This window comes from Kitasatospora sp. NPDC002522 (assembly GCF_053595195.1).
The window spans coordinates 41,972-54,873 of record NZ_JBSFXE010000048.1 but is presented as its reverse complement, the minus strand read 5'-3'; the positions used below and the strand labels follow the sequence as shown (position 1 = coordinate 54,873).

Below are 12,902 nucleotides of genomic sequence, written 5' to 3'. Positions count from 1 at the left end.
CCCGGGTAGTGCGCGACCACCCGCTCGACGAAGCGGGCGAGCGGCAGTTCGCGGCGTTCCAGGGCGAGGGTGGGCAGGCCGGCCGGGCTCGGCCCGGAGCAGCGCACCGCGGCCCTGCTGGAGCTGGTGCGCGCCGAGGTCGCCGCCGTGCTCGGCGCCGAGCCGGCGTCGGTGACGCCCGCCCGCCCGTTCAACGACCTCGGACTGGACTCGCTCACCGCGGTCGAGCTGCGCAACCGGCTGACCGCCGCCACCGGCCTGCGGCTGGCGCCGACCGTCACCTTCGACCGGCCCGACCCGACCGCGCTCGCCGCGCACCTCGCCGAGCTGCTCGACGCCGCCCCGGCGGGGAGCCCGGCCCCGGGCGGCCCGGGCGCGGTGGACGCGGCCGCCGACGACCCGGCGCACCCGCTGTCCACGCTCTACCGGCGGCTCGCCGCGCAGGGCGGCTTCGCCGAGGCGTCGGCGCTGATCGGGGTCGCCTCGCACCTGCGCACCCGGTTCACCGCGGCGGAGCGCGGGCGGCACGCCCTGCCGCCGCTGCGGCTGGCGGCGGGCGAGCAACCGGTGGCGGTGGTGGCGTTCCCCGCGCTGAGCGCGATCTCCGGGCCGCACGAGTACGCCCGCCTTGGCCACGCCTTCGAGGGCGAGCGCGACGTGTTCGTCCTGCCGTCCCCGGGCTGGGCGCCCGACGACAGCCTGCCGGACAGCCTGGACACCTTCCTCACCCTGCACACCGAGGCGGTGCTCGAACTGGTCGGCCCCGACCGGCCGTTCGTCATCGTCGGCCGCTCGATGGGCGGCTGCGTGGCGCACGCCGTCACGGAGCGGCTGGAGGCTGCCGGCCGCCCGGTCGCGGGCCTGGTGCTGGTCGACTCGTACCCGATCGAGAGCGCGGTGCGGGAGGGCATGGGCGAGTGGTGGCTGACCGCCATGCTCGGCGGCATGATCGACCGGATCCGGCAGTACGACATGGTGTGGAGCGACGCCAGCCTGACCGCGATGGGTGGCTACAACTCGGTCTTCGACGGCTGGCGCCCCGGCCCGGTCGCCGCACCCGTCCTCGCGCTGCGGGCCGACACGCCGCTGCGCGGCACCGTCCTCGACCCGACCGGCACGCACGACTGGCGCGCCTACTGGCCGGTTCCGCACGAGGTGCGCGACATCCCCGGAGACCACTTCACCGTGCTGGAACAGCACACCCCGACGACGGCGCAGGCCGTCCGGGCCTGGATCGAGACGAAGGAGCAGGAATGGTCGACCCGGTAGTCCTGGTGACCGGCGCGGCGTCGGGCATCGGCGAGGCGGTGGCCCGGCTGTTCGCCGAACGCGGCCACCGCGTGGTCGCCGTGGACGTGGACAAGACGGGCCTGGAGGCGCTGGCCGAGCTGGACGGGGTGGCCACCCTGACCGGCGACGTCGCCGAGGAGGACACCAGCGCCCGCGCGGTCGCACTCGCCCTGGAGCGGTTCGGCCGCCTCGACACCGCGGTGCTGAACGCCGGGATCGGCGGCGGCGGACCGCTGGAGGCGCCGGGCGCGATCGAGCGGCTGGACCGGCTCTACGCGGTCAACGTGCGCGGCGTCGCGGCCGGCATCCGGGCCGCCGTCCCCGCCCTGCGCGCCTCCGGCGGCGGCTCGGTGGTCGCGACCTCGTCCGTCTCCGGCCTGCGCGGCGACCCCGGCACCTGGGCGTACAACGCCACCAAGGCGGCGGTGATCAACCTGGTGCGGGCCGCGGCGATCGACTACGCCGCCGAGGGCATCCGGGTCAACGCCATCGCCCCGGGCGGCACCGTCACCGCCCTGACGGCCGGTCAGGTCGCCGACCCGGACGTGTCCGCCTTCATCACCCGCCGCATCCCCGCGCAGCGCTGGTCCGCGCCGCGCGAACAGGCCGAGGCGGTGTGGTTCCTGGCCTCGCCCGCGGCGTCCTACGTGACCGGGACGACCCTCCCGGTCGACGGCGGCCTGACCGCCAACGGCGGCATCCTGCTGCCGCCGCCCGCCCGCTCCTGACCATCCGTCACCCACCCACACCCACCCACCCGAGGAGAGCACAACCGATGAGCATCGAGGCCAACAAGGCACTGGTCGAGCGCTACTACCACGAGCTGGTCACCGGGCAGCGGATCGAGCTGCTGGAGGAACTGGTCGCGGAGGACGCCGCCGACGAGTCGCGGGTCGGCGCCGGGGGCACCGGCACCCGGGAGGACTTCCGCGAGCACCTGCGCTGGCTGTGGGAGAACGTCCGCGACGTCAAGGCCACCGTGCAGGACCTGGTCGCCGAGGACGACCGGGTGATCGCGTTCTGGCGGATCGAGGGCGTCCACGTCGGCCCGATCTTCGGGGTGCCCGCCACCGGCCGCCACTTCACCGGCTTCAGCATCAGCACGCTGACCATCCGCGACGGACAGGTCACCCGCTACAGCGTGCTCCCCGACCGGCTCGGCATCGTCCAGCAGCTCGTCCCCACCGCCTGACACCCCGTCACCACCGTCTGACGGCCCGTCACCGCTGCCCGCTCGGCGCGCGGACGGGCCGTCACCGCCCGTTCCGGGCCCGGCAGGCGTCCACCGCGCCCGCCGGGCCCGGCTCCGCACCCGCCAGGAGGACCCCGTGCCCGCCGACCCGACCCCGACCGACGCCGAGCAGCTGCGCCAGCTGCTGGCCCGCTTCTCGCACGCCTTCGACAACGCCGACGACGAGGCCCTCGGCACCGTCTTCGCCGCCGACGGCGTCATCGAACTCGCCCGCACCGGCGCCGTGTTCACCGGACTGGAGGAGATCCGGAAGTTCGCCCGCGACCTCGGCCCGACCTCGCCGGACCACCAGACCGTCGACACCGTGCTGACCGCGGACCCCGACGGCACCGTCCGCGGACGCAGCCGCTACCTGGTGCTGCTGGCCGACGGCAGCGTGCACAACGGCGAGTACCTCGACCGGTACGTCCGCACCCCGGACGGCTGGCGGATCGCCCACCGCCGCTCGGTGCCGCGCTACCCGCAGACCCACCCGTAGCGCCCGGGGCAGGGGTCCGCTAGGGGTCGGGTAGGGGTGCCGGGGCGTCCGCCGGGTCGTAGTTTCTCGGTATTCGCCCAGCTCAACTCCCCTTTCCTGCAACGGAGTCACCTGCATGCCCAGAACCGGGCCCCGCCCCGTCCCGCTGCTCGCCGCCCTCACCGCGGGGACCCTGCTGCTCGCCGGCTGCGCCTCCGGCGGGGCGGGTCAGGCCCAGGACGCGGCCGCCGGCACGCCCGTCGCCGGCGGCTCGCTCACCTACGCCACCGACGTCGAGCCGATCTCCTTCGACATCCACGTCAGCCAGCAGGACATCACCGGCGCCATCCAGCGCAACGTCTTCGACTCGCTGGTCCACCAGGACGCCAGTGGCGACTTCCAGCCCTGGCTGGCCAGCTCCTGGGAGATCGCCCCCGACCTGAAGAGCTACACCTTCCACCTGCGCGACGGCGTCACCTTCACCGACGGCACCCCGTTCGACGCCGAGGCCGTGAAGGTCAACTTCGACCGGATCGTCGCCAAGGAGACCAAGTCGCAGTACGCGGCCAGCCTGCTCGGCCCGTACACCGGCACCGAGGTGATCGACCCGCACACCGTGAAGGTGAGCTTCAGCGAGCCGTTCGCGCCGTTCCTGCAGGCCGCCTCCACCGCCTACCTGGGCTTCTACTCGCCGAAGACGATCAAGGAGAACGGCCCCAAGCTGGGCGCCGGCGGCCCGGTCGACGTCGGCACCGGCCCGTTCGTCTTCAGCAGCTACACCAAGGGCCAGAACGTCACCTTCACCCGCAACCCCAACTACAACTGGGCCTACACCGGCGCCGCCCACCAGGGACCGGCCTACCTCGACAAGCTGACCATCCGCTTCCTCACCGAGGACTCGGTCCGCCTCGGCGCCCTCACCAGCGGCCAGGTCCAGGTCGCCGAGTCCGTCCCGCCGGCCAACGTCAAGACCGTCCAGGCCGACTCCCGCCTCAAGCTGCTCACCACCGACGCCCCCGGCGCCAACTACGCGCTGGTCCTCAACACCACCAAGGCCCCGCTCGACGACCCGCAGGTCCGCAAGGCCGTCCAGACCGGCATCGACCTCGACACCGACATCAAGAGCGTCTACTTCGGCGTCTACAAGCGCGCCTGGAGCCCGATCTCCCCGACCACCCCCGGCTACGACAAGTCCCTCGAGAACGCCTGGCCCTACGACAGGGCCGGCGCCGACAAGGCCCTCGACGCAGCCGGCTGGACCACCCGCGACGCCGACGGCTACCGCACCAAGAACGGCCAGCGGCTCACCCTCGAATGGCCGCTGCCGCCCGCCGAGTACGTCCGCGAGCAGCGCGAGACCCTCGGCCAGGCCGTCCAGGCCGACCTGAAGAAGATCGGCGTCGAGGTCACCCGCCCCCGACTCGACATCGGCACCTACATCGCCAACGTCTACGGCGGCAAGGAGCACATCGCCGACTACAGCTGGGCCCGCTTCGACCCCGACGTGCTGCGGCTGTACTTCAACAGCTCCAGCCAGCCCGCCAAGGGCGGCCAGAACGCCACCTTCTACCAGGACGCCCAGCTCGACGAGTGGACCAACGCCGGCAAGGCCACCCTCGACAAGGCGACCCGGCAGGACCTCTACAGCAAGACCCAGAAGCGGGCCATCGACCTGTCGCTGATCGTCCCGCTGTACGTGCGCACCGCCGTCGTCGGCTACTCCACCCAGGTCCACGGCCTCACCGCCGACCCCAACACCTGGCTCAGCTTCCACGACGCCTGGCTCGGCAAGTGACATGGGGCGAACCGACCGCAACGTCCCCGCCCTGCTGCGCGGAACGGCACGACGTCTGGCCGGCGCCCTCGCGGTGCTCCTCGGGGCCGCCACGGTCGCGTTCGCCGCGCTCCAGCTGATCCCCGGCGACCCCGTCACCGTCATGCTGGGCCCGGGCACCGCCGCCACCCCCGAGGTGAAGGCGCAGATCCGGGCCCAGTACGGCCTCGACCAGCCCGTCGCCCAGCAGTACCTGCACTACCTCGGCCGGCTCGCCACCGGCGACCTCGGCGAGTCCTACCAACTCCGGCGCCCCGTCGTCGACCTGATCGGCGACCAGCTCTGGCCGACCGTCCAACTCGCCCTCGCCGCCCTGGCGACCGCCGTCGTCCTCGCCGTGGCGGCCGCCGTCGCCACGGCGGGCCGGCACCGCGCGCTGCGCACCGCCGGCACCCTCGCCGAACTGCTCGCCGCCTCCAGCCCCACCTACTGGATCGGCATCCTGCTGCTCACCGCCTTCTCCTTCCAACTGCACCTCTTCCCGGTCGCCGGCGACCAGGGCCTGCCCGCCCTGGTGCTGCCCGCCCTCACCCTCGCCCTGCCGCTCACCGGCGTCCTCGCCCAGGTCCTGCGCGAAGGCCTGGAAGCCGCCCTCGCCCAGCCGTTCGCCCTCACCGCCCGCGCCCGCGGCCTCGCCCCCACCGCCGTCCTGCTGCGCCACGCGCTGCGGCACGCCGCCGCCTCCGCCGTCACCCTGACCGGCTGGCTCAGCGGCTCCCTGCTCGGCGGGGCCGTCCTGGTGGAGAGCGTCTTCGGCCGCCCCGGTATCGGCGCGCTCAGCCTCCAGGGCACCACCAACAAGGACATGCCGCTGGTCGTCGGCCTGGTACTGCTCGCCGCCCTGGTCTTCGTGGCCATCTCCACCGCGGTCGACCTGCTCTACCTCGCCATCGACCCCCGACTCAGGAGCCGGTGACCCATGGCCCGACCCGCCGCCCGCCGCACCGCCCCGGTGCTCGCCGCCGTCCTGCTCGGTCTGATCGTGCTCGCCGCCTTCGCCCCCGGCCTGCTCACCCACGCCTCCCCGCTCGACACCGACCCCGCCCGCGCCCTCACCCCGCCGGGCGGCGCGCACTGGTTCGGCACCGACCAGCTCGGCCGCGACCTGTACACCAGGGTGCTCTACGGCGCCCGCCCGTCCCTGCTGCTCGGCCTCGGTGCCACCGCGATGTCGGTGGCCGGCGGCGCCGCCCTCGGGCTCGCCGCCGCCCTCGGCGGCCGCCTCGCCGACCAGGCGCTGATGCGGCTCGCCGACGTCCTGCTCGCCCTCCCGCCGATCCTGCTCGCCCTGCTCGCCGTCAGCGTGCTCGGCACCGGCGCGGTCAACGTGATGATCGCCATCGCCATCGCCTTCGTCCCCGGCTACGCCCGGATCGTCCGGGCCGAGACGCTGGTGGTACGGCGCTCCGGCTACGTCGAGTCGGCCGTCGTCCTCGGCGTGCCCCGGCCGGTGCTGATCCTCCGTCACGTCCTGCCGAACGCGATCGGCCCGATGCTGGTGCTGGCCACCGTCGGCTTCGGCGCCGCGCTGATCGCCGCCTCCGGCCTCAGCTTCCTCGGCCTCGGCCCGCAACCGCCGTCCCCGGAGTGGGGCGCGATGCTCTCCCAGGGCCGCAGCTTCCTGCAGACCGCCTGGTGGATCGGCGTCTTCCCGGGAGCCGCCATCACCCTCACCGCGCTCGCCACCGGCGCCGTCGGCCGGCACGCGCAGCGCCGCTTCACCCGGAGGACCGCATGACGCTGCTGGCCGTCGAAGGACTGCACGTGCGCTTCGGCGACGTGCACGCCGTCCGCGACGTCTCCTTCACCCTCGACCGCGGCGAGTGCCTCGCCGTGGTCGGTGAGTCCGGTTCGGGCAAGAGCGTCACCGCCCGCACCCTGGTCGGCCTCACCGGCGCCGGCTCCACCGTCACCGGGCGGCTGGACTTCGACGGCGAGGACCTCACCAGCCTGCCGGACAAGCGCTGGCGGGCCGTCCGCGGCCGCCGCATCGGACTCGTCCTGCAGGACGCCCTCACCTCGCTCGACCCGCTGCGCACCATCGGCGCCGAGGTCGCCGAACCGCTGCGCGTGCACCGCCTCGCCCCCGCCGCCGAGCGCCCCGCCCGGGTCCGCGACCTGCTCACCCGGGCCGGCATCCCCGACCCCGCGCGTCGCGCCGACCAGTACCCGCACCAGCTCTCCGGCGGCCTGCGCCAGCGCGCGCTGATCGCCTCCGCACTCGCCGGGGAACCCGACCTGCTGATCGCCGACGAACCCACCACCGCCCTCGACGTCACCGTCCAGGCCCAGGTGCTCGACCTCCTCGACGAGCTGCGCCGGGCCGGCACCGCCCTGCTGCTGATCAGCCACGACCTGTCCGTGGTCGCCCGGCTCGCCGACCGCGTCGCGGTCATGTACGGCGGGCGGATCGTCGAGACCGGCCCCACCGAACGGCTGCTCGCCGACCCGCGCCACCCGTACACCCGGGCGCTGCTCGCCGCCGTCCCCGGACCGCGCACCCGCGGAACCCGCCTCGCGGTACCGGTCCTTGACGGACCGTCACCCGCTGCGGACGGCTGCCCCTACGCGAGCCGCTGCGCGCGCGCCGACCGCACCTGCCGCGACACGCTGCCGCCGGTCGACGGCCACGGCACCCGCTGCTGGCACCCCGGACCGGCCGACCCGCCCGGCGTGCTGCGCCCGGTGCCCCCTGCGCCGTCCCCGCGGCCCGCCGCCACCGCGGACGCCGGCCCCGGCGGTCCGCTGCTCGACGCCGAGCGGATCACCAAGGCCTTCGGCGGACGCACCGTCGTCCACGAGGTGTCCCTGCAGCTCGCGGCGGGCGAAGTGCTCGGCCTGGTCGGCGAGTCCGGCTCCGGCAAGACCACCGTCGCCCGGATCGTCCTCGGCCTGGAGGAACCCGACTCCGGCACCGTCCGGCTCGGCGGGCAGCCCTGGAGCGGCGTGCACGAACGCCGCCGCCGCGCCGACCGGCTGCGCCTGCAGGCCGTCCAGCAGGACCCGCTGTCCTCCTTCGACCCCCGGGCCGACGTGGCCCGGGTGATCGGCGAGGCCCTCGCCCGGGCCGGCGTGCCGCGCGGACGCGAGCGCACCCGGCGCACCACCGAACTGCTCGACCAGGTCGGGCTGCCCGCCGCCCTGCTGCGCCGCCGACCCGCCGAACTCTCCGGCGGCCAGCGCCAACGCGTGGCGATCGCCCGCGCCCTCGCCCCCGCACCGCAGATCCTGGTCTGCGACGAGCCGGTCTCCGCGCTCGACGTCTCCGTCCAGGCGCAGATCCTCGACCTGCTGCACGACCTGCGCCGCGACCTCGGCGTGGCGATGCTCTTCATCTCGCACGACCTGGGCGTCGTCCACCACCTCGCCGACCGGGTCGCCGTCATGAAGGACGGCCACCTGGTCGAGACCGGCGAGGTGGACGAGGTCTTCGCCCGCCCCGCCGCGGACTACACCCGCCGCCTGCTCGCCGCCACGCCGCTGGGAGCCGCGACATGACGCCCCATCGGCCCGACCACCACCTGCTCGCCGCCAGGCCCCGGGGGTTCGTCGTCAGCACACCTGGAGGCCCCTGCGGGGCTGGGGGAGACGGGGGTTCGACGAGGGCCCTCGGGAGCCGCGACATGACGCCCCACCGGCCCGACCGCCGCCGGCTCGCCGCCGGGCCCCGGGGGTCCGTCGTCAGCACACCTGGCGGCCCCCGCGGGGCCGGGGGGCGACCGCGAGGCCGCGACCTGACCGCGCACCGGCCCGGCCGTCGCCCGTCGTTCCCGGATCCGGCGTGATCGGGCTGATCCTCCCAGGGGCGGTGGCCTGGTCCGAGTCGTTCGGCGACCCGGTGGACGGTGGGCTGTTCCCGCCGGAGGAGCGTGCGGCCGCGCGGATGGTCCCGGCGCGGCGGCGGGAGTTCGCCGCCGTCCGGGTCTGCGCCCGCCAGGCGCTGGGGCGGCTCGGGGTGCCGCCCGGGCCGATCGTCCCGGGCCCGCGCGGGGAGCCGGGCTGGCCGGCCGGCCTGGTCGGCAGCATGACGCACTGCGCCGGCTACCAGGCCGCCGCCGTGGCCCGCGCCACCGCCGTCCCGGTGCTCGGCATCGACGCCGAACCGCACCGCCCGCTCCCGCACGGGGTCTACCCGACCATCTCGCTCCCGCAGGAGCGGGCCCGCCGCCAGACCCTGCGCACGAGCCACCCCGAAGTCCACTGGGACCGGCTGCTGTTCAGCGTCAAGGAGAGCGTCTTCAAGGCTTGGTACCCGCTCACCCGCCGCCCGCTGGACTTCGAGGAGGCGGACGTCGTCCTGCAGCCCGACGGCACCTGGCGGGCCCGGATCCGCACCACCGAAGGCGCCCCCGGCGCCGCCCTGCCGCGCGGCTTCGCCGGCCGCTGGCTGGTCGCCGACGGCCTGCTGGCGACGGTCTGCTCCGAACTGCTGACCTGACCCGGCCCGATACGACGACCGGGGGCGGACCACTGCGCGTGTCCCGCCCCCGGTCGTCGTCGGCTACGCCCGGCCCAAACGCTCGAACGGGATCTTCTCACCGGCCTCGACCGCCACCGGGAGCCGGTTGCCGGCCGGGGGCAGCGGGCAGGTGGCCAGGTCGGTGTAGGCGCAGGGCAGGTTGACCGCCCGGTTGAAGTCGAGCACCACCCGCCCCTGCGCGTCCGGCGCGTCCACCGCGAGCGAGCGGTTGGCCGCGTACGTGGTCACCCCCGAGGTGGCGTCGGTGAACAGCACCTGCAGGCTGCCGGGCCGACCGCCGTTGAACGCGGTGAGCCGGTACGACCGGCCGTCCGCCAGCTCGAACTCGATCTCCCCGGGCGCGTCGTACACGTGCTGGAGGCCCTCGACCGCCGCGCCCACCGTCACCGCGCGCGGCGCGTCGAAGGGCAGGTAACGGCCCGTCACGGCCCAGCGCGGATCGGGCGCATAGGCCGGGGTGCGGGTGTACTCGGCGCGCAGCGAGTGGTCGGGGTGGCGCGGGCGCACGAGGTCGTGCCCGCCGCGCTTGGCGACCTCGATCACGGCCTCGCCGGCCCGGGCGTACAGGCTGTCGCGCTCCGCGACCACGCCGAAGGAGTGGCGCCCACGCACCGGCGTGCCGTCGACCACCAGCTCCTCGCCGTCGGCCAGTTCGACCACCACGCCCGCCGCGGTGGTCGACCACGCGCCCGGCGCGTCGGGGAACCGGGTCGGCTCCGCGTCCAGCCAGTGCAGGCCGGTGACGGCGAGGAAGCCGTGCGGGTCCGCGAGCGCCCGCTCGTGCGCGAGGTGCCACTCCTCCCACTCGCGGGCGAAGGTGGCGAGGTCGATCTCCTGCGTCGTCATGTCTGCTCCTTGGTGATCACGGTGGCGGTGGTGGCGGTTCTGACGGGGGCTCAGCGGCGCGCGGGCACGGCGAGCCCGAGGTGGTCGCGGAGCGTCTCGCCGGCGTACTCGGTGCGGAACACGCCGCGCTCCTGCAGCAGCGGCACGACCGTGTCGGCGAACTCGTCCAGCCCGCCCGGCACCAGGTGCGGCACGAGGATGAACCCGTCGGCCGCGTCGGTCTGCACGAACTCGTCGATCTCGGCGGCCACCCGGGCCGGGCTGCCGACGAAGGTCTGCCGCCCGGTCACCTCGATGACCAGTTCGCGGATGGACAGCCGCTTCGCCTCGGCGAGCGCCCGCCACTCGGCGGCGACCGCGAACGGGTCCCGGTGGGCGCGCACCGCCGCCCGGCCCTGGACGACGGTGTGCTCGCCGGGCAGCGGGTCGACGTCCGGCAGCGGGCCGTCCGGGTCGTAGGCGCTCAGGTCGCGGTTCCAGACCTGCTCCAGCGTGCGGAGGGCGGTCTGCCCGCTGACCTGCTGACGGCGGATCAGCTCGGCCTTCTCCCGGGCGTCGGCGTCGCTGTCGCCGAGCACGAAGGTCACCCCGGGCAGGATCTTCAGATCGTCCCGCTCGCGGCCGTACTTCGCCAGCCGGTCCTTGACGTCGGTGTAGAACGCCCGGCCCGCCTCCAGGGTGCCGTGCCGGGAGAAGATGGCGTCGGCCGCCGACGCGGCGAACTCCCGGCCCTCCTCGGAGTCGCCGGCCTGGAAGACGACGGGGCGCCCCTGCGGGCTGCGCGGCACGTCGAACCGCCCGGAGATGTCGAACTGGCTGACGCGGTGGGCGAACCGGCCCGGGTCCGGCTCGCCCAGGAAGACGCCGGACGCCCGGTCCGCGACGATCTCGTCGCCGCGCCAGGAGTCGAACAGCACCCCGGCCGCGGTGAGGAACTGGCGCGCCCGCTCGTAGCGGTCCTCCTGGGCGAGGAAGCCGCCGCGCCGGAAGTTCTCGCCGGTGAAGGCGTCCCAGGAGGTCACCACGTTCCACGCGGCGCGACCCGCCGACAGGTGGTCCAGCGAGGCGAACTGCCGTGCCACCTCGTACGGTTCGTTGAAGGTGGAGTTGATCGTCCCGGCCAGGCCGAGCCGGTCGGTGACGGCGGCCAGCGCGGCCAGCACGGTGAAGGTGTCGGGCCGCCCGACCACGTCCAGGTCGTAGATCTCGCCGTTCTGCTCGCGCAGCCGCAGGCCCTCGGCGAGGAAGAGGAAGTCGAACCTGGCGCGCTCCGCCGTCCGCGCGAAGTGGACGAAGGAGGAGAAGTCGATCTGGCTGCCGGCCGCCGGATCGCTCCACACGGTGGTGTTGTTGACGCCGGGGAAGTGCGCGGCGAGGTGGATCTGCTTGACGGGCTTGCTCATGGCGGTGCGGTCCTTCCGGCTCAGACGAGGGCGCCGGCGGCGGGCGCGGCGTAGCGGTTGGCGGGGCGGGGCAGGCCGAGCAGCCCGCGCAGGGTCGACGCCTCGTAGGCGGTGCGGAACAGCCCGCGGCGCTGGAGCTCCGGCACCAGGGCGCGGGTGATCTGCTCCAGGTCGTGCGGGAGCGTGCCGGGCCGCAGCCGGAACCCGGTCAGCCCGGCCTGCTGCCACTCCCGCAGCAGGTCGGCGAGGGCGGCGGGCGTGCCGGCGAAGATCCGGGCGTCGCTGCCGTACGCCTCGCCCGCGCGCTCGTCCAGCCGCGCCAGGCGGTCGGCGGCGGCGCCCGGCTCCGGATCGAGGAAGACCACCAGGTCGCCGAAGACGTGCACCGTCTCCTCGGCGCGCCCCGCGGCGGCCTGCGCGGTGCGGATCTCCGCGACGATCGCGCGGGCGTCCGCCGCGTCGGCGGGCGTGACGAACGCCAGGTCCGCCGAGCGGCCGGCCAGCCGGTACGGCTCGCCCCGGTGCGCCAACGCCGCGACGAGCGGCTGGCCCTGCGGCGGACGCGGCGTGATGGAGGGCCCCCGCACGCTGAACCGGCTGCCCTCGAAGTCGATGTAGTGGAGCTTCGCGCGGTCGACGAACCGGCCGCTCGCGACGTCGCGGATCTCCGCGTCGTCCTCCCAGCTGTCCCACAGGCGCCGCAGCACCTCCACGTAGTCCTCCGCCTCGCCGAAGGACTCCCGCAGGGCGGCCAGGCCGGCCGGCGAGTCCAACTCCTCCAGCCGCAGGCCCGGCGCGGGCCGGCGGCCGAAGTGCGCGGCCTCGTCGGAACGCCCGGACACCTTCACCCGGACACCCGCCCGGCCCCCGCTGACGTGGTCGAGCGTCGCGACCGCCTTGGACAGGTGGAACGGCTCGGTGTGGGTGACCACCGCGGTCGGCACCAGCCCGACGTGCCGGGTCAGCGGTGCGACGCGGGAGGCGATCAGCACCGCGTCCAGCCGGCCCCGCACCTGGTCGGTCCGCCGGTCCGGCTCGAACGGGTGGGTGGACTGCAGACTCAACGCGTCCTCGAGGGTGACCAGGTCCAGCAGGCCGCGCTCGGCCTCGGCGACCAGGTCGGCCCAGTACCGGGCGGTGAACAACTCCTCGGTCCTGGCACCGGGTTCGCGCCACGCGGCGGGGTGCCAGCCGGCGCCGTCCAGCGCGACGGCCAGGTGCAGGGGTACGGGGGAATCGGGCATGGCGGGACCGCCTCCGGTTCGGGGGGAAGGGACGTCGAGGGTGCGTCACACCGCGCGCACGGACGCCGGCCACGGGCCGGCGCGGAAGTGGCGGAC

The 12,902-nt window shown here is 75.0% G+C and carries 12 protein-coding genes; 9 read left to right on the top strand and 3 right to left on the bottom strand.

Features of this window, described 5'->3' with window-relative positions; all coding sequences use genetic code 11:
* Window positions 1-126: 126 nt before the first annotated feature.
* The 9 genes from ACWD4U_RS30305 (at window position 127) to ACWD4U_RS30265 (ending at window position 9,271) form a co-directional block, all read left to right on the top strand.
* Window positions 127-1,269, top strand: a complete 1,143-nt coding sequence (locus ACWD4U_RS30305; RefSeq protein WP_449787352.1) for a thioesterase domain-containing protein — start codon at window positions 127-129, stop codon at window positions 1,267-1,269.
* Complete coding sequence (locus ACWD4U_RS30300; RefSeq protein WP_363457925.1) at window positions 1,254-2,018, top strand: SDR family NAD(P)-dependent oxidoreductase; 765 nt, start codon at window positions 1,254-1,256, stop codon at window positions 2,016-2,018. Before ACWD4U_RS30305 ends, ACWD4U_RS30300 begins: the two co-directional genes overlap by 16 nt.
* Before the next feature lie 47 nt (window positions 2,019-2,065).
* Window positions 2,066-2,482 (top strand): ester cyclase, encoded by a 417-nt coding sequence (locus ACWD4U_RS30295; protein WP_363457923.1) that lies wholly within the window; start codon window positions 2,066-2,068, stop codon window positions 2,480-2,482.
* 136 nt (window positions 2,483-2,618) lie between these two features.
* Complete coding sequence (locus ACWD4U_RS30290) at window positions 2,619-3,020, top strand: nuclear transport factor 2 family protein (RefSeq protein ID WP_363457920.1); 402 nt, start codon at window positions 2,619-2,621, stop codon at window positions 3,018-3,020.
* A gap of 115 nt (window positions 3,021-3,135) precedes the next feature.
* On the top strand, window positions 3,136-4,794 hold the full coding sequence (locus ACWD4U_RS30285; protein ID WP_363457917.1) for an ABC transporter substrate-binding protein: 1,659 nt from the start codon (window positions 3,136-3,138) through the stop codon (window positions 4,792-4,794).
* A gap of 1 nt (window position 4,795) precedes the next feature.
* Entirely contained in the window at window positions 4,796-5,749 is a 954-nt protein-coding gene (locus ACWD4U_RS30280; protein ID WP_363457914.1) for an ABC transporter permease, read from the top strand.
* Window positions 5,750-5,752: 3 nt separating this feature from the next.
* Window positions 5,753-6,571: an ABC transporter permease gene (locus tag ACWD4U_RS30275; protein WP_363457911.1), complete on the top strand. Its 819-nt coding sequence runs from the start codon at window positions 5,753-5,755 to the stop codon at window positions 6,569-6,571.
* Window positions 6,568-8,331 (top strand): ABC transporter ATP-binding protein, encoded by a 1,764-nt coding sequence (locus ACWD4U_RS30270; protein WP_363457909.1) that lies wholly within the window; start codon window positions 6,568-6,570, stop codon window positions 8,329-8,331. Before ACWD4U_RS30275 ends, ACWD4U_RS30270 begins: the two co-directional genes overlap by 4 nt.
* A gap of 283 nt (window positions 8,332-8,614) precedes the next feature.
* On the top strand, window positions 8,615-9,271 hold the full coding sequence (locus ACWD4U_RS30265) for a 4'-phosphopantetheinyl transferase family protein (protein WP_363457907.1): 657 nt from the start codon (window positions 8,615-8,617) through the stop codon (window positions 9,269-9,271).
* A 63-nt stretch (window positions 9,272-9,334) separates the two neighbouring features.
* On the opposite strand, the gene ACWD4U_RS30260 is transcribed toward ACWD4U_RS30265, so the two are convergent.
* Genes ACWD4U_RS30260 through ACWD4U_RS30250 form a run of 3 tightly spaced genes read right to left on the bottom strand, consistent with a single transcriptional unit; the run spans window position 9,335 to window position 12,806 of the window.
* Complete coding sequence (locus ACWD4U_RS30260) at window positions 9,335-10,159, bottom strand: DUF1684 domain-containing protein (protein WP_363457904.1); 825 nt, start codon at window positions 10,157-10,159, stop codon at window positions 9,335-9,337.
* 50 nt (window positions 10,160-10,209) lie between these two features.
* A complete protein-coding gene (locus tag ACWD4U_RS30255) occupies window positions 10,210-11,562 on the bottom strand; it encodes an NtaA/DmoA family FMN-dependent monooxygenase (RefSeq protein ID WP_363457901.1) in 1,353 nt (450 codons plus the stop codon).
* A 20-nt stretch (window positions 11,563-11,582) separates the two neighbouring features.
* Entirely contained in the window at window positions 11,583-12,806 is a 1,224-nt protein-coding gene (locus tag ACWD4U_RS30250; RefSeq protein WP_363457899.1) for an LLM class flavin-dependent oxidoreductase, read from the bottom strand.
* Window positions 12,807-12,902 lie beyond the last annotated feature (96 nt).